The 22,988-nt window shown below is 40.7% G+C and carries 22 protein-coding genes; 3 read left to right on the top strand and 19 right to left on the bottom strand.

Translation table 11 applies throughout. The features are described 5' to 3' along the window. Positions 1–74: 74 nt before the first annotated feature. From C6348_RS04280 to yneA, 6 genes are all read right to left on the bottom strand, one after another. Positions 75–293, bottom strand: a complete 219-nt coding sequence (locus C6348_RS04280) for a YneF family protein (protein ID WP_003212379.1) — start codon at positions 291–293, stop codon at positions 75–77. A gap of 84 nt (positions 294–377) precedes the next feature. Further along, the gene (gene sirA / locus C6348_RS04275; RefSeq protein WP_012010100.1) at positions 378–824 is read right to left on the bottom strand and encodes a sporulation inhibitor of replication protein SirA; all 447 of its coding nucleotides are present in this window, start codon (positions 822–824) and stop codon (positions 378–380) included. A gap of 197 nt (positions 825–1,021) precedes the next feature. Further along, positions 1,022–3,025: a transketolase gene (tkt, locus tag C6348_RS04270; protein WP_106042000.1), complete on the bottom strand. Its 2,004-nt coding sequence runs from the start codon at positions 3,023–3,025 to the stop codon at positions 1,022–1,024. 187 nt (positions 3,026–3,212) lie between these two features. Beyond that, positions 3,213–3,443, bottom strand: coding sequence for a DUF896 domain-containing protein (locus C6348_RS04265; protein ID WP_034660771.1), 231 nt, complete (start codon positions 3,441–3,443; stop codon positions 3,213–3,215). A gap of 69 nt (positions 3,444–3,512) precedes the next feature. Continuing rightward, on the bottom strand, positions 3,513–4,160 hold the full coding sequence (locus C6348_RS04260; RefSeq protein WP_003211322.1) for a YneB family resolvase-like protein: 648 nt from the start codon (positions 4,158–4,160) through the stop codon (positions 3,513–3,515). Positions 4,161–4,177: 17 nt separating this feature from the next. Beyond that, entirely contained in the window at positions 4,178–4,489 is a 312-nt protein-coding gene (yneA, locus tag C6348_RS04255; protein WP_034660770.1) for a cell division suppressor protein YneA, read from the bottom strand. Positions 4,490–4,648: 159 nt separating this feature from the next. Here yneA and lexA point away from each other — a divergent pair, with 159 nt between their 5' ends. Next, positions 4,649–5,269 carry a transcriptional repressor LexA gene (lexA, locus tag C6348_RS04250; RefSeq protein WP_003212311.1) on the top strand — a complete coding sequence of 207 codons (621 nt, stop codon included), beginning with the start codon at positions 4,649–4,651 and terminating at the stop codon, positions 5,267–5,269. Between the two features lie 47 nt (positions 5,270–5,316). Here the strand turns inward: lexA and C6348_RS04245 are convergent, their stop codons facing one another. Next, entirely contained in the window at positions 5,317–5,754 is a 438-nt protein-coding gene (locus C6348_RS04245) for a hypothetical protein (RefSeq protein ID WP_106041998.1), read from the bottom strand. A 292-nt stretch (positions 5,755–6,046) separates the two neighbouring features. On the opposite strand from C6348_RS04245, the gene C6348_RS04240 reads away from it, so the two are divergent. Further along, positions 6,047–6,589, top strand: coding sequence for an IseA DL-endopeptidase inhibitor family protein (locus C6348_RS04240; RefSeq protein ID WP_034660768.1), 543 nt, complete (start codon positions 6,047–6,049; stop codon positions 6,587–6,589). Positions 6,590–6,622: 33 nt separating this feature from the next. Here C6348_RS04240 and C6348_RS04235 read toward each other — a convergent pair whose 3' ends face one another. The 6 genes from C6348_RS04235 to C6348_RS04205 form a co-directional block, all read right to left on the bottom strand. After that, positions 6,623–7,471, bottom strand: coding sequence for an STAS domain-containing protein (locus C6348_RS04235; RefSeq protein WP_106041996.1), 849 nt, complete (start codon positions 7,469–7,471; stop codon positions 6,623–6,625). A 147-nt stretch (positions 7,472–7,618) separates the two neighbouring features. Beyond that, entirely contained in the window at positions 7,619–7,999 is a 381-nt protein-coding gene (locus C6348_RS04230) for a NucA/NucB deoxyribonuclease domain-containing protein (RefSeq protein WP_060596689.1), read from the bottom strand. A 268-nt stretch (positions 8,000–8,267) separates the two neighbouring features. Then, positions 8,268–9,176, bottom strand: a complete 909-nt coding sequence (locus C6348_RS04225) for a trypsin-like serine peptidase (RefSeq protein ID WP_106041994.1) — start codon at positions 9,174–9,176, stop codon at positions 8,268–8,270. A gap of 190 nt (positions 9,177–9,366) precedes the next feature. Beyond that, positions 9,367–12,510 carry a bifunctional cytochrome P450/NADPH--P450 reductase gene (locus tag C6348_RS04220; protein ID WP_106041992.1) on the bottom strand — a complete coding sequence of 1,048 codons (3,144 nt, stop codon included), beginning with the start codon at positions 12,508–12,510 and terminating at the stop codon, positions 9,367–9,369. A 21-nt stretch (positions 12,511–12,531) separates the two neighbouring features. After that, positions 12,532–13,077, bottom strand: coding sequence for a TetR/AcrR family transcriptional regulator (locus C6348_RS04215; RefSeq protein WP_249114887.1), 546 nt, complete (start codon positions 13,075–13,077; stop codon positions 12,532–12,534). 456 nt (positions 13,078–13,533) lie between these two features. Beyond that, positions 13,534–15,750 (bottom strand): RNA ligase, encoded by a 2,217-nt coding sequence (locus C6348_RS04205; protein ID WP_106041990.1) that lies wholly within the window; start codon positions 15,748–15,750, stop codon positions 13,534–13,536. Positions 15,751–15,860: 110 nt separating this feature from the next. On the opposite strand from C6348_RS04205, the gene C6348_RS04200 reads away from it, so the two are divergent. Next, a complete protein-coding gene (locus C6348_RS04200) occupies positions 15,861–16,052 on the top strand; it encodes a hypothetical protein (RefSeq protein WP_106041989.1) in 192 nt (63 codons plus the stop codon). 12 nt (positions 16,053–16,064) lie between these two features. On the opposite strand, the gene C6348_RS04195 is transcribed toward C6348_RS04200, so the two are convergent. The 6 genes from C6348_RS04195 to C6348_RS04170 all read right to left on the bottom strand — a co-directional run bounded on the left by C6348_RS04195 (position 16,065) and on the right by C6348_RS04170 (position 22,961). Then, a complete protein-coding gene (locus C6348_RS04195; protein WP_106041987.1) occupies positions 16,065–16,973 on the bottom strand; it encodes a DMT family transporter in 909 nt (302 codons plus the stop codon). Between the two features lie 144 nt (positions 16,974–17,117). Then, entirely contained in the window at positions 17,118–17,840 is a 723-nt protein-coding gene (locus tag C6348_RS04190) for a LutC/YkgG family protein (RefSeq protein ID WP_106030935.1), read from the bottom strand. Further along, positions 17,840–19,261, bottom strand: coding sequence for a LutB/LldF family L-lactate oxidation iron-sulfur protein (locus C6348_RS04185; protein ID WP_106041985.1), 1,422 nt, complete (start codon positions 19,259–19,261; stop codon positions 17,840–17,842). The genes C6348_RS04190 and C6348_RS04185 overlap by 1 nt, the downstream gene beginning before the upstream one ends. A 21-nt stretch (positions 19,262–19,282) precedes the next feature. Beyond that, the gene (locus C6348_RS04180; RefSeq protein ID WP_106042324.1) at positions 19,283–19,999 is read right to left on the bottom strand and encodes a (Fe-S)-binding protein; all 717 of its coding nucleotides are present in this window, start codon (positions 19,997–19,999) and stop codon (positions 19,283–19,285) included. A 240-nt stretch (positions 20,000–20,239) separates the two neighbouring features. Next, positions 20,240–21,835 (bottom strand): M48 family metallopeptidase, encoded by a 1,596-nt coding sequence (locus tag C6348_RS04175; protein WP_106041983.1) that lies wholly within the window; start codon positions 21,833–21,835, stop codon positions 20,240–20,242. 274 nt (positions 21,836–22,109) lie between these two features. After that, positions 22,110–22,961 carry an SDR family oxidoreductase gene (locus tag C6348_RS04170; RefSeq protein ID WP_106041981.1) on the bottom strand — a complete coding sequence of 284 codons (852 nt, stop codon included), beginning with the start codon at positions 22,959–22,961 and terminating at the stop codon, positions 22,110–22,112. Between the last annotated feature and the right edge of the window lie 27 nt (positions 22,962–22,988).

The raw sequence follows: 22,988 nt of genomic DNA, 5'->3' as shown, positions 1-22,988 counted from the left end.
ATTCAATAAAGATAGGACAACGCTTGTCCATTCTTTATAACCATGTTCCATCTATGATCATAATATCGTACGTATTATTTCGCTTGGTTGTTCATGGCTTTCATCATTTGATTGATTTTCTTCTGGGACGGTTTCATGCCCATTTGCATCATCATCATTCGAAGCATTTGTTCATTAATTGGTGGATTCTTTTTCAAGTAGCTCATCATATACTTACGAGCAATAAAGAATCCGAGTGCAACTCCTGCAAGCAGTGCAACAACGCCTACAAGGATGACAACCCATAAATCCATAATTCTTCCTCCTTCATGTTGTCTCGTATAAAGTGTACTAAACAAAAGGCTATTATACAACATTTCACGTTCAATTTTATTTTTTTAAACAAAATTCCTCACTTTTACCGGATTGAGCCACCCATGCTTCTTTGAACCAAAGTCCATCGCAAGAAAGCAAGGACTAATTTTTCTCAGCACTTCAAAAAACACCGCTTCTGCCTCGTAACTGCCGGTGGCAGACATTTGGATATAACGGTCTTTTATGATAAATGCAGCCGTTCCTTTTCCATCAGGTAAGGAAGCGCTGTATATCGAGCCAATTTGTGTATAGTGAATGTTCGTTAAGTTGTTCATTAATCGCTGGTGCATATGAAAAGCAGGGATTCGTTTCGTCACGTAATCCACTTGTTTCACAAGCATCACCAATTCATCTTCCGTGCGGTTCGTCCAGTGTAACGACTCAAACAAATGAAACAAAATCGATTCTCTGCCAAAATAATGATGTGCAAATTCATCCTCAATCCAATAAATATAATAATGGCGTTCCATGTCTATCCCTTCCTTTCACATTTCGTCAATCTCGTATATTGCTTGTATTATACAAAAATGCGAAAGAAAGAATTGTCTATATATGAAGCAAGAAGAAACTAGTTTTGTCAAAAAAACAAGAAAAAAGAAAAAAGTTTGCAGAGCGGATGAAAATGCTCTGCAAACAGATGAAAAAAAGCATGATGCTTGGAGACTGGTTATTTGTTCAGCTTCGCTTTCACACGGCTGACCACATTGCTGACCGTAAATCCGTATTTCTCAATAATGGTTTCACCTGGTGCAGAAGCGCCAAATTTATCAATGGCAATCACGTCACCATCAAGACCAGTGTAACGCTCCCAGCCAAGCGAAGCCCCCATTTCAATCGCAATACGTGCCCGCACTGCTGTAGGAAGGACTGATTCTTTGTATTCATCTGACTGCTGATCGAAACGATCCCATGCAGGAAGACTGACAACAGACGCACGGATCCCTTCTTTTTCAAGTGCTTTTTGCGCTTCAATCGCTAAACCGACTTCAGATCCAGAAGCGAGTAGAAGTGCTTCGGGCTGTGCATCAGCAGCTTCAACGACGACGTATCCACCTTTTTCTACTCCCTCATACGCCTTCTCTGGTGCTTGGTCAATCGTTGGAAGGTTTTGACGAGTCAGAACTAGTGCTGTCGGTTTATCCGTTGAAGATACAGCAAGTTTCCACGCTGCAGCTGTTTCGTTTCCATCCGCTGGGCGAATAACAGAAAGATTAGGCATCGCACGTAATGAAGCAAGCTGTTCAACCGGCTCATGTGTCGGACCATCTTCACCAACAGCGATACTGTCATGAGTAAAAACATATGTGACTGGAAGTCCCATTAAGGCAGCAAGACGAATCGCTGGTCTTAAGTAATCTGAGAAAACAAAGAACGTTCCGCCGAATACACGAAGGCCGCCGTGAAGTGCCATACCGTTTAACGCGGCACCCATTGCAAATTCTCTGACACCGAACCAAATATTCTTGCCGGCATAATTATCTTTACCAAAATCGTCTGTGTTTTTAATCGTTGTTTTGTTTGAACCTGCAAGGTCAGCAGACCCGCCAATGAAGAAAGGTACTTGCTTCGCAATGCCATTTAATACTTCGCCTGAAGAAGCGCGGGAGGCAAGACTTGAACCTGCTTCATAAACAGGAACCTCTTGATCCCAATTCTCAGGAAGCTTTCCTTCAATCGCAAGCTTCAGTTGAGCTGCAAGCTCAGGGTATTCTTTTTCATATTGTTCAAATAGTTCATTCCAAGCTGCTTCTTTTTTCTGACCAGCGTCTTTTACAGCTTCTTTGAAATGATCGTACACTTCAGAAGGTACATGGAAATCTTCTTCAAACGTCCAAGAGTAAGCTTCCTTCGTCAGCTTGGCTTCATCGCTGCCAAGCGGTGCACCATGCACACCAGACGTTCCTGCACGGTTAGGAGATCCGAAACCAATCGTTGTTTTCACTTCAATCAATGTAGGTCTGTCTGTACTTTGTTTCGCCTTTTCGATAGCAGCCGTCACTTCTTCAATGTTGTTGCCGTCTTTCACATAGAGAACTTCCCAGTTCATCGCTTCAAAACGATTCTTCACATTTTCAGAGAATGAACGATCTAGGTCGCCATCTAATGAAATATCATTTGAATCATAAAGAACAATTAAACGGCCTAAGCCTAAATGACCAGCAAGTGAAGCAGCTTCAGAGGAAATTCCCTCCATTAAGTCCCCATCTCCGCAAATGCTGTATGTATAGTGATCTACAACATTAAAGTTGTCTTTGTTATACGTTTCCGCAAGATGTCTTTCTGCAAGTGCCATACCAACTGCCATGGCAATCCCCTGCCCTAAAGGACCTGTTGTAGCATCTACGCCCTCTGTATGTCCAAATTCAGGGTGTCCAGGTGTTTTGCTACCCCATTGGCGGAATTGTTTTAGATCATCGATGCTCAGGTTGTATCCGCTTAAATGAAGCATGCTATATAGAAGCATAGAACCATGCCCCGCAGATAAAACAAAACGGTCTCTGTTAAACCAATTAGGGTTTTGCGGACTTACGTTTAAGTGATTCGTCCATAAAGCGTATGCCATTGGTGCAGCACCCATTGGCATTCCAGGGTGACCGGAATTCGCTTTTTCAATTGCGTCTATGGAGAGAGTACGTATTGTTGCAATAGATTTCAATTCAATCGTTTCCATATAAATCCCCTTCCGTATCTTGTGTACACCATTATCATAAATCTACTGTCCTTTTTTCACAACTATTTCACGCTGAAAAAGAGTGATTTTGTCACATTTAGTTTATCGATCACCTAAAAAGTTATGCAAATATGAAAAAAGATGAGAATATACTTCCCATCTTTTCAAAATTTAAGAAATCACAGACTTAGTGAAGGTTTTGATCTCTTTCTCTTTTTAATTTTTCTGGTGTGACATCGTTTCCTTCAGGATCAACGATTTTCACGGTTTTAAGTGTATTTTTCATAGAAGAACGAAAAGCTTTTAAATACTCTTCTCTCAATAGCTTTTGTTCTGTTTTTTCAGCGTCTGATAAACCGGTCTCTTTCGACTTTTTTGAAAGCTCATTGATTCTTGCAAGCTGCTTTTTAGAAATCATGACAAACTCCTTTAAAACATTTTCTCTACATACTACTAAATATCAATCATTTTGACAACAAATCAAGCTTTAGGTGGTCAGACCTTTTTCATATTCTTGATACCTTCTATGGACCGTTGCTTTTGAAATGTCAAAACCTAGTGCCTGAAGAGTTGCTGCAATTTCTGCGAATGTCATGTTGTTTTTTCTTAATCGAACAATTTCTGAAATCGGCACTTCAATACGCTCACGGCCAGGCGCATGATCCTGCTGTTTTAAATTCAGTTCGGGCTGATACCCGCGCTCAACAGCTCTTCTCATTCCCCGCTTGATTTTCAGGTTATGAATTTTTCGTTGATACTCTTCAACTACTCCTACGATCTCAATAACCATTTCATCTGCTTCTGAAAGCTCAAGCTCGCCTCTATGAAACGTACTGTACACCTTTACGTTCTCTTTAAAAAGACAATGAAGAAGCGCAATTTTTGCTTGTCCTCTTCCGAGACGCGTTTCATCCTGGATAAGAACGGCATCAATTGACTCTTCTTTTAGTGTAGCTAGCATATCAAACACACCATCACGATCTAGATCATATCCGCTTGCTTTTTCTTTGATGACTTTCACCACATTCATCTTGTGCATAGCAGCTAAAGCCAGCAGTTCTTCTTCTTGTCTCTTCAGCGAGGTTTCCTGCTCTTCTTTGACAGTGCTTACTCTCGCATAGATGATTGCATTCATGACTTCAATCGACCTTTCTATTGTACTGTTGCAAGTTGATATACGACTGGATGCTCTTTTTTGACTGGTATGACAAGAATGTCACCAGGCTGGATTTCCGTTGAAGCAAGATCATTGTGTTCTGTGACCCAGTCAATAAACGCATTTTTGTCGATTGATTTGCTGTCGTTTACTTGATCAGCTAACCCCCAAAGAGTATCACCTGATTGAACCTCTATTTTAACATACTGATTTGGATCATTATGGCTTGTGACTGCAATAAGTGAGAGAAATATGCCAACGATGAATGAGAATACCCCAATAAAAATAATAGATTCTTTTAACCTCATAATGTCATCTCTCCTAACAGAATATGTGTTCGCTCTTTCTGTCACTCATTATAAATACGAACAAACGTTTCTGTCAAACGTTTTTTTCGAACCTATGTTTGTACTGTTAGGAAAAACATGCTATAATTTCTTTAAAATTGACGTTTTGAGGTGCAAAAGATGACGAAGCTATCAAAAAGACAACTCGATATCCTGACATTCATCAAAGAAGAAGTAAAAAGTAAGGGCTATCCCCCATCCGTTCGTGAAATTGGAGAAGCTGTCGGTCTAGCATCCAGTTCAACGGTTCATGGACATTTAGCTAGACTAGAAACAAAGGGCTTAATTAGAAGAGACCCGACAAAACCTAGAGCGATCGAAGTACTAGATGAAGAGGAAATGAATATTCCTAAGAGTGCTGTAATGAACGTACCAGTCATCGGAAAAGTAACAGCAGGCCTGCCTATTACGGCTGTTGAGAATGTAGAAGAATACTTCCCTCTTCCAGAGACTTTTGCAGCACCAGATGAACAAGTATTTATGCTTGAAATTATGGGAGAAAGTATGATTGATGCAGGAATTTTGGACAAGGACTATGTCATTGTGCGTCAGCAAAGCACCGCTAACAATGGAGATATTGTCGTCGCCATGACAGAGGAAGATGAAGCGACAGTGAAACGTTTCTATAAAGAAGATACACACTTTAGATTACAGCCAGAGAACCCATCTATGGAACCGATTATTTTACAGAATGTAAGTATACTAGGTAAAGTGATTGGCGTATTTAGAAATATTCACTAAAAAAAGCCGGTATTTCATCAGCTGCTGATGAGAACCGGCTTTTTCTTTTATGAACAAGAATATGCTAGAATACGCGAGCTTGGGAAGGAACCAAATGTAAAGTTTGGCCAAATAAAGCCAGTTGTTCTCCCGAAAGGCTGTGAGGATAGGACATACATTAAAAACACTTGACCGTTTCTCATGAACACAATCGTCCATCTTCTATTACATCCCGCTGCAAATTGAACAGATTGCTGGCCTCCACCTGTTTGCCCTGAAATAAGTGACTGCATGCTTTGAGGCTGTGATAATGCTTGCTGATACTGCGAAATGATATGCTGCGGCGGAGCTGGCGGAGCTGATCCGCTTGATCCGGGTCCAGTGCCTCCTCCTCCGATTGGAAACCCTGGAAATCCTCCAACTTGAGGAATAGGGAGTGATGGCCATCCTTGCATCTGCCTGTCATATGTGTACCCATTCCACATACCTTCATACGGATAATACATATTCAACACCACTTTCTTAGACATTCATCACGATAGTATATGTCATAAATGAAAAAGCGTGTTGAACGTCCAAACAAAAATTTTTGCAAAAAACGTTTTGTTCTTCTTTAGAACGGTTAAATAGTAGATATAAAGAAAAAATAAAAAAATGAAAACTTTTTGTCTCCCTCAAACGTTATATATAGAAAGAAAAGAAATAAAAAACATTTAGATTTAATACTTGTAATACCACTGTAATTGTTGTAACATTTGTAACATAAGAAGTTTTCATTGAGAAAAGGAGGCAATCGCCTTGAAAAAATTATTCGTTTTATTAACTGCTATTATGCTTATGATCTCATTACAATCTACAACATTGGCCGCTTCTAAAAAACCAGCCGCTTTGACAAATAAAGAAGCGTTACATATTGCCCTTGACGCACGAGAACACTTTTGGAGTGCGATGTCAGGCTACAAAATTAATGAACATTCCGATTACAAATTAAAATCATTTAGCTATAAAGACATGACATACAACTATCTTTCTAAAACATTTGATACAAAGAAAAAACTAAACAGCTACCTATCTCAAGTTTTCACAAAAGATGCCATCAATCAAGGTTTAAAAGACTACCAGTTCATTGTTCATAAAGGCAAAATGGCTGTTCCAGTCGGTGACGGAGACAACATGCTTAATTGGGATAAAGCCACACCTAAACTTGTCTCTAAAAAACAAACGGTCCGCACCTATGAATTCACCGTCCCAACACTTGATGGACGCAAAGTAAAACGAACTGTTACGTACGAAAAAGTACAAAAAGATTGGAAAGTCACAAAAATTGACGCTGTCATCTAAATCAAAAACCAGGCCATTCAATCGGCCTGGTTTTTATATTGGAGAAAATTCAGTCATGCGATCCAGCGCGTGAGCAAGTGATGATGCCGTGCGAAATTCATTAAAAGGAAGCCCAAGCTGCACGGCTGTTTGGGCAATTTCTGGTCTGATGCCTGAAATGGTCGTCTCTACTCCAATTAACCGAAGTGATGTGACAAGATCAAAGATTTGATGAGCCACCATTGTATCAATAATGACAACGCCCGATAAATCAATACATAAATGCTGTACACCTTTTTGCGAGCACTGTTTCAGCGTATTTTCTAAAATCATCTTTGCTCTCGCTGTATCAATGTCACCTACTAACGGCAATAACGCAATATGATTTTTTAAAACAATGACAGGTGAGCTCAGCTCGTCAATCATGTCTCTTTGTGCCACGAGCTTCCTCGTTGTATTTTTCACATATTGCTGGATAAACACATGAATTGAAATATTAAACGCCTCTGAAATTAAATCATACCAATAAAAGATGCGGTCAATATCAATTTCATCTTGACGCTGTTTAATAAATTCTTTTAAGTAATGAAGGACCACTCTTTGATTGGACATGTATTCTCTCACAACATAATCTAATGGTGTATTTAAATGCTTCGGGTCACTGGCTAAGTCTTCAGACCACTTTTTAAACTCAGTATGTAAATATGTCTTGTCTTCAATAAGAGCACGTATAAAATGCTGGTAATAATCTTGATTTTGCCGTTTCAGCTCTGCTATGATGCTGGAATCTGTTGAACGATATATTGATTCTGGATCATCATCCTCAATTGATTCATACCAAGTTTCAGTCAGTTTCTCTGCATGTTGCATGAAAAAATCGTATAATGCACGGTTCTTATCCATAAGCATATGTCCCTTCACATTTTCTTCTTGTCAGTATTTGTACCTTATAGATCCATTGTACCTCTGAATCTTTTGTCCCTGCTAACTCCAATACGCTCTGATCATCAACAAAAAAGGCACCTACTCACAGGTGCCTCTCTTCCAGTTTTATTTCACAATAAATAAAATTCTTTTCCCATCAGGATAACTGCTGATCTGGTGTCCAACCCATGAGCCTGCTCCCCTATTATCAGATGGGCTGACATATTGAACACTCGCACCTTTTCCTCCCTCAAGACAAACCGCCATCGGCCACTCATCCCGGTCAAAGCCAGGTTTAGTCGGAATTCCTTTTAATGATTCTTGCCTGCGGGCATCTGCTCCATTTCGGTCTATCGTACACACATCTGAATGCCCTTTTCGAATGGCTTCTTGAATATGGCTGCCTGTTTCAGGGTACCGTTCCTTTGGAAATTGAATGACATGATCATATCGATCCGCACCTTTTGCCGCATGTTTCTCCCCAAATCCACCTAACAACGTGCCCATCCATATCACAAAGCATAAGGCGACACCAGTGATCCAGCCTCTTCTCATTTTCAAAAGTGTGAGACCTCCTCATTTTTCTCAAGCAGAATCTTGACTTAAAGGAAATGTGTCATTTTAATGTATGAGCGGTTCACGAATGACATGTGAAAAAAATGATGAGGCTGAGAACTCAATGAATCTCTCAAGCGTAGACAGATAGAAACCAGTGATTCTATCCATATAAAAAAGCTTGTCCCCTATGAAGGAAACAAGCTTTGTGCTCTAGCTTTTATTGCGCTTTTGCATAGTTGATAAATTCAACAAAGGCAGCTGTCGCTTTTGGACCGCCATTAATCGTTCCGTTTGAATACCCTGCGTTATGAACCCCAACGATTTGCTGATTTTGATCTAGCATCGCTGAGCCTGAATTTCCGCTAAATGTATCAATCGTATAGTATGCGAGATTTGTATCTTCTCTTGTCACAGAACCTGACATCTCCCACTGCGACACCTTGCCAGTCGATCTCATTTTATCACCTGGATATCCAGAAATTTTAATCGTTGTCCCAGTTAAGTTTGTCACCTGACGGATAGAGCGGTAACCGACCGTATTGCCAATGTTCGTATCTGTTTTGATCACGGCAAAATCATATTGGCTCGCGCCTGTATTGATATATCCGCTTGGTACATAGAACTCCGTCATGTTTGCTGAGCCATTCACCGCAGTACTATCGTTCATGCCTGGATACACCGATCCTTTTGCACTATAACTTCTCGATGCTGTATTGTACACGCAGTGCCCGTTTGTCAAAATTTTGTTAGGGGCAATGAGTGTCCCCGTGCAGCTTGAGCCGCCAAATGTAATATAAGCAATTGAATTATATGGTGCCACTCTTGTGTTTGCTACTTTTGTTCTACCATCGTCTCCAATGACGACTTTTGTTTGAAAGTCTTTTAAATATTTTGATAGTGGTTTTACTTTTTCGCCAACAGTAGAAGAAAGATCATCCACTTTGTCAAAGGATGAGGGGGATTTCGTATCATTGTGGAAATCACTTGAAGAGATCACCTTCCCATCAGAAGTCACCATGTCATAAACAGACGTTAGTACTGAATCCGATGTGGCATGGGCAAAACTAGGCACACTTAAAGCACCAAAAACGAGTAGAGAAGGGAGTAACATTTTCACCTTTTTCATCATATTCCTCCTTTATGTCCTATATCAAAAATCATACGATTGTTTCATATTGGAGTAAATGAGAGAATATTCTTATTTTTTACAAAATATTTCATTTTTAAATTAGGTGTTTTGTATCTTTCCAACCTTCTTTCTATTGATCTCTCTCTGAAATAGAAAAAACCGCCTAATTGGCGGTCTTCCTAATTTTTCAGCTCCACACATCTTTTACATATCTATTGTCATTTGCAAGGGTTGTCAGCCAATTTTCAGCTGTTTCCTTCGAGCAATGTTTCTCGTTTTGATAGAGGTCGATAAGCGTAGCCTCTACGTCTGGTGCCATAACTTTTCCGTCCCCGCACACGTAAAGATACCCACCTTGGTCAAGTAACTTGATCAGCATGTCGCCGTCTTCTTTCAACAAATGCTGGACATATACTTTTTGCTCTTTGTGACGAGAATAAGCCCGGTGGATGTGAACAACTCCTTTTTGCGCTGCAAGCTGCATTTCCTCAAAATACAGATTATCTTCAAGAGGGTGACGGCAGCCAAAATACAGGTGAGCTTCGCCTAGTGGTTTTCCTTCCTTCTGCCACACTTCTCTTGCCTGAACAAACCCTCTAAATGGAGCGATTCCTGTACCCGGTCCGATCATGATCATCGGTACTTCGGATGAAGGTGGCAGCTGGAATCCTGCCTGCGCTTCGTGGAGGAAGCAGGCGACTTCTTCTCCTGCCTGCAGACCGCATAAATAGTTTGATGCGACTCCGGCATATTCTCCGCGGCCGCTCCACGCTTTACCTTTCACAACCGCCACTGTGATACTGACTCTTTTTTCTTCGACCTTTGGTGAGCTAGAAATTGAGTAATAGCGCGGCTTCAAACCTGGTAAAAGTGCTAAAAAGTGCACAAACGGCAGATCACACGCTTCATATTGATCTAATAAGTCCAGCATGGTTACTCGTTTCTTTAAAACGGCTTCTTGATATGCTTCACCAGCCATTTGCTCAAGCTCCACGCGGTGAGGCGGACAAACTGTATATGCTGCGAGCTCTCTTAGCTGCGTACGTGTTGCAGGCTCTTGAAGCTCAACATGTGACGCAAGTAATTCTCTCATTTGAATCGGCTGATCTAAAGGTAAATGACTTGCTTCTTTCTGAGAAGAAAGCTTGATGTGCTGCTTAGGATCAAGATTGAAGCGATTGATCACCCGCTGCACGAGTGCATCACTATTTTTCGGAACAATTCCGATATGATCCCCTTCTTTGTATTGTTTCCCTTCAGGCAATTGCAGTTCAATATGTCTTGTTTGCCGCTCACTTTTTTCAGATTGTAATTCCTCATTTTTCAGTACAACAGCTGAAAAAGCACCATACGTTTTCGCCACAGGACGTTCTACTAGCTCATTTGTATAAACAACTGATAGTTTTGGCTTTTCCTTACCTTTCTCTTGGAAGGTGAGCTTAAATTCTTTTGCAAGCTGCTTGAAGACCGTTTTCTGGAATGTTTCTTTATCCTCATCCATATCTCCGCCTGCATCGCCTTCTCCTAAATCAGCTACACGCTTTGCACTTTTTCTTTCAAGTGCTTCATCAATGAGACGCGGAATACGCTGGTACGTACTCGCCCAATTTCGATCTCCGCATCCAAAAACAGCAAATGTCACGTTTGATAAATCCTGCTCTTCATCCTGCGTGACCCAATCCACAAATTTTTTCGCATGGTCAGGCGGATGTCCATTGTATGAAGCGGTCACGATTAAGACTGCACCTTTATCTGGTAATTGGCGTGTATAGTCATCAAGCGGAGCAGTGGTCACGTCAAACCCTTTTGCTTTCCCGTCTTCAGCAAATTCGTTTGCGATTTGCTGCGCTGTGCCAAGATTTGATCCATATAGAACAAGCAGTGGTGTACCGTGACTGGCCACTTTTGACACATCAGATTTTGTGCTTTTTTTCGCCTCTTCTTTCGGTGGTGCCATAAAGAGTAGCTGCTTCCTTGGCAGCACTTTGATTTTAAAATCGTTTGGCTTAATCGTCAGAGATTCTTTTAAATCAAGTTCATATGATGTGTGATCAATCAATTCCAGATTGTGCAGAACCATCGCTAGCACCATAGTGGCTTCATGAAGAGCGAATTGCATGCCGATACATGCACGCTGCCCATTCCCAAAAGGCTTGTAGGCATGCTGCGGGATCTTTTCAGGGTGTAGAAACCGCTCTGGTTTAAATTCTTCCGCATCCTCTCCCCATACCGCTTGATCACGATGTAACTTAGGGAGCAGCACGGAGACACTTTGATTCTTTTCAATCGAATATTTCCCTCCGATGACGGTGTCCTCTTTCGCATAAAGAGAGAACGTAGGCGCTGTTGGCCAGAGGCGAAGTGATTCATTTAAAACCATACGAGTGTAATTTAGTTTTTGTACCTGCTTAAATGTTGGCAGTCCGCCTTGCAGCACATCATCTGCTTCTTGGACGGCTTTCTTTAATTTTTCTGGATTCTTTAATAAGAAATAAATCGCAAAGGATAGCAGCCCGCTTGTTGTTTCGTGCCCAGCTATTAAGAAGGTAATGATTTGATAGCGGATATTTTCATCTGACAGGCGCTCTCCTGTTTCAGGGTCCTTTGCATGCAGCATGAGGGACAGTAAATCATCGCCCGTTTTATCTTGTTTTTTTCGTTCTTGAATAATGTCATCTACTAATTGCTTCATAAAATCGACATTTTGGTCAAATTTTTTTCTTCTTTTGATCATTAGCTTATCTGCAACCGGCAACCGGCTCGCCTGATCCATCGCTTCGTTTAAACCATTCAGCATACTTTCGATGAATGGATGCTGATTTTCTTTATAAAAGCTGTTAAATCGAAAATCAAAACCGCAAAGTCCGATCGTATCTAAAGTAAGCTTTGTCATATCCTCTGCTACTTCAATTTCTTCATCACGGCCTGTTCTTTGCCATTTTTGTACAAGCTGTGTGGCAATATCGAGCATCATCTCATGATAGCCCTTCATGGCCTGCTGGCTAAACGCCGGCATCAAGATGTGGTGAGCCTTTCTCCAGTTCGGTTCTTCTGTCCAGCTCGTAAATAACCCATCTCCTGCAAATGCTCTTACTTTATTGAGACTTCTCCCAATGTATTTATCAAAACGGCTCTCATCACATATTTCTTGGACAAGTTCATGGCTGGAAACAAAAATACTTGTTGCTTTTGAAAATTCAAACTGAAAGATCGGTCCTAATTCATCTGCAAGACGCCAAAAGGTTTGAGAAAGCTCCCCCTTTTTGATATGGGGAATATTTTTAAAAGGTCCGTATGTTTTTGGTTTTGGAATGATTGATGTTTGTTGCATGTGCCCACTCCCTTTATATCATTAAGAAGCAACGCTAATGGCGCGCCATAAACATTGCTCAATGTCCTCTAGAAATTCAATCGTTGGCTCTATTTCTTCTGCAAGAATTTGTTTATGCAGCTGTACAAAGGCACCAAATACAATCGATAAAATGGTTCTACCTGAGAGATTTGGATGAATCCCATCCTTTTTCCCTTCTTCAAAGATAAGGAATAGCTCATGTAACAAAAGCTGCATTTTCTCTTTGCTCGTCTCGTCTAAGTAATGGGATCGTTTATCAATTTCTAAGAAATATAGCCCGCTTGGATTCTCCTTTGTAAATAAAACCAAGCAATAAAATACATGCTTAAAGTACGCCCGAATACTTGCCTTTGGATCTGGACTGTTTGTGTTCATTTTTTCGATAAATGCAGAAAGGCTGCGCTGGTACAAAATGTTGACGAGTGCCTCTTTACTGTCGAAATAACGGTAAATGGTTCCTGCTCCGACGTTTGCTCTTTTTGATATCATCGGCATCGTGGTCCCATCAAAGCCCCGTTCAATAAATAAATCTAGTGAAGCCTTCATAATCTGTTCTTGTTTATCAGTCACTGCTGGCACTTCATCCCCTCCTCATTTTAGGAATGAATGTTCATTCCGCATGCGGTATATTATATTAATATTTTAATTTCTTCTATATATACTTAAACACACTTATTTTTCTCCGTCATCACATTTTCTGAAAATAATAATAATTGAGAAATGATGCCTAGTCAGACAGCATCCAAAGGACTTAGAAATATTGGCAGATATGTGTCATGCGGGTGACCTCTGCACTACACGTTCATTCTTGATCAATCGGAGACTGAATATGGCCGTCATATGTATCAATCTGTTTGCTTTCCAAGAAGACGTGCTCCACCAAATAAAATCGCAAAAGCAAACATCGTTCGAAGAATCACTTCAATATGACCAGGCATATATGGGTCTACCTTTCAATTGCATCAAAAAAAGCCTTTTCCTTAGAAAAGACTCATGTTTAGACTATGCATTTATTTCATCATTATTCAATTGGGCAGCATCGCTTTGCTCAAATTGTGTTCGCAGCTCAATAATTGAGCTATTCCTGACATCATTGGCATCTTGCTCAAGAAGCCACGTATAAAATCTAGCTTGCTCCGCTGTTTGCAAAGCGTGCATATATTTTTGCGAGGAACGCTTCTCTGCGACGCGCTGCTTGATCGCGCGCATCTGCTTCCAGAATTGATAATAAGGGAGCTTGAGCTTGGTCATGAATCCGCGATGATCCTCTATGACAAATCCCTCTTCTTTAATCGAGTCGTCATGAGAGACTGCCTGATACCATTTATAAAAAGACGTCCAATCATGGAACACAGCCACTTCCTGCTTGCAGGACATTCCAAGCTGTTCGCTTAACCTTTTCACTTCAGTGAATGCTGCTTTTTCATAGCTTAGCTGACGCTTCACAATATCAAGCAAAATGAGTTGATCTTGATCATATGTGATAATATGTGGGTCTTTCTCTGGTAAAATGACTTCAAACACAAGAGATACTTTGTGGTCACGTACGTATGATTTGATGTAGTCGATCTGCACATCGTCAAAGGTTGCATAAAATAGCTCTTCGACCCAGGAAGCATGCGGATTTTGCTTCACATGTGATGTATACGATTTGGACGTAAACACCAATTCATCATCCATTTCGTTATACCCAACCGTTCCTAAATATCCATTTGCTTTATCATAGACGGTAACAGGGAATTGAAGATGGTTCACTAGATGATGCATTTTTGTCTCTGGACGCTCGTCAATATTAAAAAATTTGTTGTAGCTTCTTGAAACAATCTGCTTTGACACCATATTGACAAACAAACCTCTTGCCTTCACATTCACATCATCCCACTGCCGTTCACTAAAAGCTTTTTTCGTAAAATTAAAAGATGAAATATGGTGCGGAAGCTTTAATTCCTGTACATATTCATGCTGATCTAAGTGAGCTAAAAAGTCATCCAGTGAGATATCTGGTTGAATAGCAGCCGATGGGTTTTTCTCAGAAGCTCTATAGACTGGGTTGTCAATTTCATGAGTCTCAATCCCGTCAGCTGTGATTTTCAAGACCCTCAGCTGCCCCCCGAATTCAACCTGGCCTTCTAGATTATAAGACCTTTCCGATGCTTGAATAGGCAGCCTGTATAAATTGCGATGCCCGTGAATTTGAATGACATCTAATCCAGCGGTGTTTTGAACAAACAAGTGGTCAATGTCATCTGAATATTCACCTACACCGTGAATGAGCTGCTGTGTTGAGACATGCAGAAGCTCTTCTGGCAAATGAGCAAGCCCCCCGTGGGTAACAAGAAATGTCTTGCCATGGTACGTAAAATAAGTAAGCTGATGAAATGTTCTGACAAACTTCCGTACTTCTTTTAAATCAAAGTCTGCTGCTTCGATTTCAGGTGCAGTATGCCGGTTAAACATATTGCTTCTTACTTTTTCACCATGTGCAAACCGGTATAAATGCTGATCATGATTGCCCTCAATCACGATGACATTCCGGCATTCTCTATGTGCGAGCATCCATTCTAATACTTCCTTGTTTTCTATTCCTCTATCAAGTAAATCACCTGCAAAGATATAAAGTTCGTTTTCTTTAATGTCTCCTTGTAAATAGGTGGTCAGAGCGGTATGACAGCCGTGAATATCTCCAAAGACATGAATGGCCTCATATTGATCGAAGGATCGAGGCTGATAGGTCATCACTTGCGGATATTCCTCAGGCTGCAAAACAGTCACCCATGATGGGACCTTTTCTGTTTTTAACCGCTCGTTCATTTGATATAAAACAGACTCCCGCACAACTTTGTGAGGTTCCCGTGAGCGATTTTGCAGGAGAGCTGTTTCAAGCGGCACTTGCGTGAAATCGACGACATACACCCTGTAACGATACGATGTGGCTAACGATTTATATTGAGATATCGATTTGCTTGAAATATGTGTCGCATCAATCACAGTAAAATCTCCACGTTCCATTCGGGCTGTGAGTAAATCAAATAATAAAGACCACACTTTATGATCATGCTTGCTCGTAATTTCCGGTTTCCCATTGACTGATAACTGCGGAGGCTGGGTCAACAAACGGATCTGATCAGCTGATAAAGTATATGGCTCTAAGCCTTGCTCTTTGACCCATGTTGATTTACCCACGCCTGGGAGACCTCGTAAAAGGACTAAAGTTCTCATATTGGTTCTCCTTTAATGAGTGATATTTTACCTATTATAGATAAATTATGGATAAATCTCAATCTTTTATTGATTATGGTAATATATAGATAGAAAGGGAGGTTTTACGTATGTCTAATGGAGAGAATATGGCATTCAATCTTGGAGATTTTTTATTTCAAGTGTTCTCTCTTCTATTCATTGCTGTTATCGTGACTATGATTGTCACCTCTTTTCGAATGATCAGAAGAAGACGAATGGAATTGAAGAAGATTGAGGAAAGATTGAACAAAGTGATTGAAAAAAATGATTTAAAAGAGTAAAAAATCCGGGATTTAACCGGATTTTTTTGGTTTCATCACAATTCCTTGACGCTGCTGCATCAAAAAGAAAAAGACGCCTAAAAGGACAAGAAGACCGCCACACATTTGAAGCAGTGTAACCTTCTCTCCAAGCAGCCACACAGCAAGAATCGTGGCCCCAACAGGTTCGCCAAGTATACTCATTGAAATCGTTGTTGCATTGACATAAGTTAAAAGCCAATTATTAATGACATGAGACATGGTGGGAATGATGGCAAGCAATAAAAAAATCCCCCACTCTTTACCCGGATAGCCTGTAAAAGGAGTTTGCTGCATTAGGTTGAATAGAATTAAAAAAAGACCAGCAAAACCAAACACACAAAAACTATAAATCCAATGAGATATTTTCCTTACAGCCTGTTGACCTATTAATAAATAACAAACAACCGCGATCACACTTAAAAAGGATAAAATGTCTCCTAGGATGGCTTCCTGGCTATGACCTATGTCTCCCCATCCAATCATAAGTGCACCAGCAATTGCGGCACACATCGTCAAGAGTGCGGGCAGCGTGGTTCGTTCACGGAAAATGAGAAAGCCGCCTAATAAGGAGACCATTGGCTGAAGGGCGATAATAATAGTAGAGCTTGCCACAGTCGTCAGCTTCAGTGAGCCAAACCACAACACAAAATGGAGTCCTAAAAAGAAGCCTGACATACATAAGAAAAACCAGTCTCTGCGCTTTATTGAAAGAAATTCTTTTTTACGTGGCAGGATAAACGGCAGCATAAAAGCCGCGGCAAAGATCATTCGATACATGCTTAAAATAGCAGCAGGTGCATTTGACCATTTCACAATGATAGCAGAAAACGAAATGGCAATAATTGAAATCACAAGCGGTAGTGCAATTGATTTCTTTTGAGCAGTTGACTTCATTTCCATAAGCAGCTTCCTTTACATCAGCAGTAGATGAGAAGTTCATCTTGTATGTCGTCATCTTACTATGTCCAATCCGCTAGAGGCAAGATGATTTTAAAACTTGTGTGAGCTTTTTTGCATGAAAAAAAGGCTTTCATCTCGAAAGCCCTACTCATCATCTATCAATAGATAAACGGCCCGAACTGGACCATGAACACCTACCACTAAATTCATCTCAATATCCGCAGAGTTACTCGGACCTGATATGAAATGAATAGCACCTTTCGCCTGCTCCCCCTCTTCTACCGAGCGATTAAGAGCCGAAACAGCCTGAATCATCCGCGGAACCACCGTGCTTTTTTCGATACACACGATATACATCATCGGTAAAAAATGCAGCGCTCTGCCTTGGCCTTGATGGGATGAAAGGACGACTGTACCTGATTCTGCAAGGGTGTAATCACTGAATACAACCGAATATGTCGCTTGTTCTGCCAGCCTGATATTTTCTTCCCTTGATGCCTCAGCATTCCATCTGGTGACTGCGAATCCTTCGTGCTGCAAGCTGTCAAACATCGGATGAAATCCATATTGTTCAAAACGATGATCGACAGGCGTCATCACAGAACCCTCTCCATACTCTGTCATCAATAATCTTAATACAGAGGGCGCTTCCTCTGGTGTTGTTTCGACCACTCTTGTGTGAATTCGTTGACATTGCTTCTTCAGTTGCTCGACTAGTTCTTCTTTAGACAAAAGTCCGTTTGTTTCCCACTGGACTTGATGCTTCCAAGCTGGACGCTGAATAGATGCAGACGGGGAGGAATCTTTACCTAATTGCTTACGGATATGAGCTAAAAACGACTCTCGGTGAGAAATGGTTCCCTTCATCACTGCTCCTCCTTCTGTCTCTTTTTAAACCAATCCCTGAATCTTTCTTTACTTGGAGCTGGCAGGTCACGAATATCTGTCCAATTCTTTAAAGGACCTATTCCTTTTGAAATCTGTCCGTTTGAAGCCATACGATTCATCAATACAGGGGCTGCTTTTGTTCCGAATTGATACATTCCGGGAGTCGATGCGCCCATACCGAACATTTTCATCGCCATCATTTCAGTTTTAGACGCTCTCCCCTCTTTTTCAACGATGACTTGTCGATGTTTTATTAATAACTCGTGAAGCGGGATCTTTACTGGACAAGCATCTGTGCAGGCTGCGCAAAGGCTTGATGCAAAGGGGAGCTCTTGGTAGTCATCATAGCCGCCAAGAAGCGGCGAAAGAACAGCGCCAATTGGCCCCGGATAAATCGATCCGTATGAATGTCCGCCCACATGCCGGTAAACTGGGCACACATTAATACAGGCTGCGCACCGGATACATTGGAGAACAGGCTGAAAGGCAGTACCTAATATATTGGACCGCCCATTGTCTACAATGACCAAGTGAAATTCTTCTGGTCCATCCACTTCTTCTCCTCCTTTTGGCCCGACGACAGAAATATAACTTGTTAATTTCTGACCAACTGCACTTCTGCACAAAAGACCAACAAGGACATCCAGTTCCTCCATCGTTGGAACAATCCGTTCCATGCCCATAACGGCGATATGTGTCTTCGGAATAGCTGTGACAAGATCCGCATTCCCTTCATTTGTCACAAGGCAAATGGAACCTGTATTGGCGACAGCAAAATTACAGCCAGTGACACCAATGTCAGCTTCGAGGAACTTTTCACGTAATATGGCTCTCACAAAACTCGTCATATCTTCAGGTGTCTCTGACATCTCATATCCGAGCTTTTCGTGAAAGACTTCTCGTATTTGTTCTTTCGTCATATGAAGAGCAGGTGCCACAATATGTGAAGGAGGTTCATGATCATCTACTTGCAGAATATACTCGCCAAGATCGCTTTCCACCACCTCACAGCCGATCTCTTCAAGCGCTTGATTCATTTCAATTTCTTCTGTGACCATTGATTTTGATTTAACGATCTTTTTGGCCGCTTTTTTCTGTGCCACATTTTGTATATACGCCGATGCCTCTTCCTTTGTTTTTGCAAAAAAGACATGTCCTCCACGTGCACTAACGCTTTCACTTAATTGGTATAAGTAGTCATCAAGATGCGTCAGCGTATGCTGCCGGATTTCCTCGCCAAGTTCTCGCCACTTTTCCCAGTTGCCAAGCTCTTCGCTCGCAGATAGCCGCCTTTCATACAGGCGTTCCTGCGCTGAGGATACAGCACCTCTCATGACAGTATCTTCTAACCCTTCCCCGATTCGTTCTTTAAAGCCCTTCTCTCCAATTTTCATACTCATGTGCCGTTCCCCCTCTTAAAGTCAGCGGCTATTTAATACTTCTGCGATATGCATCACTTGAATGGGCTTATCAAGACGATTCAGCCTCCCGCCAATATTCAGCAGACAGCCGCAGTCAGCACCAATAATGTATTCAGCGCCTGTCTCCTCTATGCTTTGGACTTTCTCATCGACCATTTGCTCAGAAATAGATGTCATTTTTACTGAAAAGGTTCCTCCAAATCCACAGCAATTTTCTGCGCGCGGCAATGGTGTCATCGTCAAATCTTTGACATTTGACAACAGTGTGAAAGGTGCTTCCTTAATTCGCAGCAGTCTCGTCATATGACAGGATGTGTGATAGGTTGCGTTTCCTTTCAGACTCGCCCCTACATCTGTGACGTGTAATATATCAACAATAAACTCGGTTAATTCATATGTTTTCTCAGCAAGTGCCTCAGCTTTTGCAGTCCACACTGGATCTTCTTTTAAAAGATGAGGATATTCTAAAAACATCGCCTTACAAGAACCTGACGGTGTCACGACATATTCAGCTGATTCAAAGGCTTTGATCATGTTTTTTGCTGCTTTGATGGTTTCTTTTGTATAGCCGCTGTTAAAGGCTGGCTGTCCGCAGCACACTTGTGCCTCTGGAAATTCCACTTCTACACCGAGCCTTTCTAGTACTTTCACTGTCGCCTTTCCTACATTTGGCTGCATGGTGTCAATTAAACAGGTAACGAATAAATGGACTTTCATCGGCGAACTTCCCTTCTTTGCTGCAATTTGATTCATCATTTTGGTCATCTGATGACGAAATAACAGGCCTTATTTTCATTTTAATCCCAAATTTCTGAAATTTCAACGAAGTGATTTGTCTAAATTTGGACATATGGCATGTGTAGCTTGAATGAAAAAAACGCCCTTTTGATAGGGCGCTTGAGAAGATTTATTTTGAAATCAATTCACGAATTCTTTCTTCAATAGGTGTGAGGTGGCCTAATTTTTCTTTATGTTCTCAATTCGTTTTTCAAAAGAGGGGTGACTTTCACGCCATTCAGACTTTCTTCCATAATCTCCATCTTCTTCTTCAATAAGACTGCTTAATTTAATCAAAGTATTGAGATACAGTGTTTTATTCTCAAGATGGGAAACAGCAAAGTTATCAGCCTGAATCTCAAATAACCGGCTGATTTTCTTTGGCAGCCATTCCGTAATGAAGATCATGAGAATTATTCCTATTGGGAAAATAAGAACATATTGCCACCATCCGTTGGCAAGCATAACCTGTCTGGCATAATACATACTGATGCCCATAAGTAATGTTACGATCAAAGTTAGGTACATGGTATAATGTGCGTGTTTTAACTTCGCATGTCCCATTTCATGATATAAGATAGCACGAATTTCATCTTTATCAAACTTATTTAACAACCCTTCTGTCACATACACATCGACTCTTCTTTTAAATGGAAGTTTAAAAGAATATATCCAGGCATTCACATCCTGTTGAGAGTCTTTTTTCACCCAAATATTTACCTTTTGGTTTGTCTTATACTCAATATCCTTGCGAATACACATGAATGCTTCCGTATTTAAAACTTCATATTTGTTTATTATTTTTTGAATGATTGAGTAACCAATAATAAATAATATGATTAGAGCGAAGTACCAGCCACAAAATAGAAAAAGGTTATCCATGATCTTCGCTTGAAATGACAAAGGAAGTAATAAATAAGATCCGAAATATAACAAGGATAATGTGGCAGCACCAATCAAAACGACTTGCTCCCTAACATTCATTAAGAACGAATTTCCTGACGCGCCTTCATTTTCTTCTAAATCTTCAGGCGTATCTTTTGTAGTATACTCAAATGAATAAGCAGTCAATAAGACTGACAGGAAACTAGGTACAAGTATAGAGAGAATAATACTTAAGACATAAGAGCCTGTTATTGATAGCACATATCCCATTAAGAAATAATAATTTAATCCCAAGGGAAGAAAAATGGCTAGAACAAAGGGAATAAATAATGTGAATAGGTTTTTCATAGATTCATGAAGATTAAAAAATAAAAATAACATAGCTGGAAAAAGGATTCCCATTAAGGTAATTAATATAATATATGTGGTATTATGCTTAAAACCTGTTTTGACCTTAGTCGTTTCTGTTAGATTCGTTAGATTGTATTTAGAGAAAAAAGGATTTTGCGATACCTGTTCCATCTTAATTTTATCATCATGAATAAGTACAAAACCTCTTCTTAGAAAAACCGTTGCCTTATCTTTCATTAATTTGTCAGTTTCAATTGTGCTAATTCCATTCCTAGAGGGAATCTCCGTGAAATTTATTTGCTTTCCCCCCAATTGAAAGGCTGCTTCTGAACGATCTTTGGAGTGACCATCTTGATAGGTTAATAAAAAATTACCCTGATAAAGAGAATGGGAGATTAATACTTTTGGATTGTTATCTTTGTTCGAATCAAGTAGAACAAATGGAGAAACAACTGCTGAACGGATACCAACTTCAATCAAAATGACTATTATTGTAATAATGCTTGCAATAAAATAAGAAAGTGAGGCTTTTCGTAACATTTCATCACATCCTGCTTATGTAGGTTTAAAAAGGTTGCATATGTTAAGAAAGTAAGAGTGATAGCCATTATATACATCCATTTTCCAGAAGAACTTATGAAAATCTAACCCTTATTAGCTTCCATATGCTAGGGTACACTTTCTCAATTAAACAGGAAGAATAAACAAATAATAAGCCTAAATTCCATTTTAGTCCCAACTTCCTGAAATTTCAATGAAGTGCTCGTGTGGCTGAATGAAAAAAACGCCCTTTTGATAGGGCGCTTGAGAAGATTTATTTTGAAATCAATTCACGAATTCTTTCTTCGATAGGTGTTAAGGGCCGGCCTAATAATGTTTCGAAATCACGGCTTTCAACAGCTAAGGCACCATCGCGTATGCCGCTTTGAATGGCTTTGACAAATGGCACAGCTTCTTTTGGTACACCATTTGAAGCTAAAAATTCTCCAAATGTGTCGACATCAATTTGCTCGACTTTGATCTCTTTTCCGCTTACCTCACTGACAATGTGTGCAAGTTCAGTATGCGTCCGAAGAGGTCCTGACAGCTCATATATCTCCTGGTCATGTACAGGAAGTGTTAACGCATTTGCGGCCGCTTCTGCGTAGTCATTTCTTGTTGCCCAGCCAACCTTGCCATCACCAATTGGACTTAAAAATGGTGCGCCGCTAACGGCTGCTAGAATCGTATCTCTTTCGTTTTCTACATACCAATTGTTTCTTAAAAACACATGAGGAATGCCAGAGGCCACAATCGCTTCTTCTGTTTTTGCATGGTCATGTGCAAGGACAAGCTGACTCTCTCTTGCACTCACAACGCTTGTATAAGCAATAAAGGATACACCAGCTGCTTTCGCCGCTTGGATGGCAGCCGTATGCTGCTGCACGCGGTCTCCTTCTGCAGTTGAAATCATCAAAAGACGGTCAATGCCTTGAAAGGCTGCCTTAAGGGTGTCTGGCTGAGTAAAGTCTCCATGGCGTACATCCACCCCAGCTTCCTTCAAATGTGCTGCTTTTTGCGGGTCCCGAACACTGACCGCAATTTGTTCAGCCGGTACCTTTGTAAGCAAATGCTGGACGACGAGCAATCCAAGCTGTCCTGTTGCGCCTGTTACTAATAACTTCATTTGTTTGACCTCCTCATTTTGTGATTC

Source organism: Bacillus sp. YBWC18 (assembly GCF_002998775.1).
In the GTDB taxonomy this organism is placed as follows: Bacteria; Bacillota; Bacilli; order Bacillales; family Bacillaceae; genus Bacillus.
The sequence above is the reverse complement of the archived record's forward strand: the minus strand, read 5'-3'. Positions and strand labels throughout refer to the sequence as shown.

Bases quoted from the DNA above. Each gene is read 5' to 3' on its own strand.
- sirA (WP_012010100.1), bottom strand. From the start codon at position 824: ATGGAACGCCATTATTATATTTATTGGATTGAGGATGAATTTGCACAT.
- tkt (WP_106042000.1), bottom strand. From the start codon at position 3,025: ATGGAAACGATTGAATTGAAATCTATTGCAACAATACGTACTCTCTCC.
- C6348_RS04245 (WP_106041998.1), bottom strand. From the start codon at position 5,754: ATGTATTATCCGTATGAAGGTATGTGGAATGGGTACACATATGACAGG.
- C6348_RS04280 (WP_003212379.1), bottom strand. From the start codon at position 293: ATGGATTTATGGGTTGTCATCCTTGTAGGCGTTGTTGCACTGCTTGCA.
- lexA (WP_003212311.1), top strand. From the start codon at position 4,649: ATGACGAAGCTATCAAAAAGACAACTCGATATCCTGACATTCATCAAA.
- C6348_RS04225 (WP_106041994.1), bottom strand. From the start codon at position 9,176: ATGAAAAAGGTGAAAATGTTACTCCCTTCTCTACTCGTTTTTGGTGCT.
- C6348_RS04185 (WP_106041985.1), bottom strand. From the start codon at position 19,261: ATGAGTATGAAAATTGGAGAGAAGGGCTTTAAAGAACGAATCGGGGAA.
- C6348_RS04175 (WP_106041983.1), bottom strand. From the start codon at position 21,835: ATGTTACGAAAAGCCTCACTTTCTTATTTTATTGCAAGCATTATTACA.
- C6348_RS04180 (WP_106042324.1), bottom strand. From the start codon at position 19,999: ATGAAAGTCCATTTATTCGTTACCTGTTTAATTGACACCATGCAGCCA.
- C6348_RS04195 (WP_106041987.1), bottom strand. From the start codon at position 16,973: ATGGAAATGAAGTCAACTGCTCAAAAGAAATCAATTGCACTACCGCTT.
- C6348_RS04260 (WP_003211322.1), bottom strand. From the start codon at position 4,160: ATGAATGCAATCATCTATGCGAGAGTAAGCACTGTCAAAGAAGAGCAG.
- C6348_RS04190 (WP_106030935.1), bottom strand. From the start codon at position 17,840: ATGAAGGGAACCATTTCTCACCGAGAGTCGTTTTTAGCTCATATCCGT.
- C6348_RS04220 (WP_106041992.1), bottom strand. From the start codon at position 12,510: ATGCAACAAACATCAATCATTCCAAAACCAAAAACATACGGACCTTTT.
- C6348_RS04235 (WP_106041996.1), bottom strand. From the start codon at position 7,471: ATGGATAAGAACCGTGCATTATACGATTTTTTCATGCAACATGCAGAG.
- C6348_RS04205 (WP_106041990.1), bottom strand. From the start codon at position 15,750: ATGAGAACTTTAGTCCTTTTACGAGGTCTCCCAGGCGTGGGTAAATCA.
- C6348_RS04265 (WP_034660771.1), bottom strand. From the start codon at position 3,443: ATGATTTCTAAAAAGCAGCTTGCAAGAATCAATGAGCTTTCAAAAAAG.
- C6348_RS04215 (WP_249114887.1), bottom strand. From the start codon at position 13,077: ATGAAGGCTTCACTAGATTTATTTATTGAACGGGGCTTTGATGGGACC.
- C6348_RS04200 (WP_106041989.1), top strand. From the start codon at position 15,861: ATGTCTAATGGAGAGAATATGGCATTCAATCTTGGAGATTTTTTATTT.
- yneA (WP_034660770.1), bottom strand. From the start codon at position 4,489: ATGAGGTTAAAAGAATCTATTATTTTTATTGGGGTATTCTCATTCATC.
- C6348_RS04170 (WP_106041981.1), bottom strand. From the start codon at position 22,961: ATGAAGTTATTAGTAACAGGCGCAACAGGACAGCTTGGATTGCTCGTC.
- C6348_RS04230 (WP_060596689.1), bottom strand. From the start codon at position 7,999: ATGGGCACGTTGTTAGGTGGATTTGGGGAGAAACATGCGGCAAAAGGT.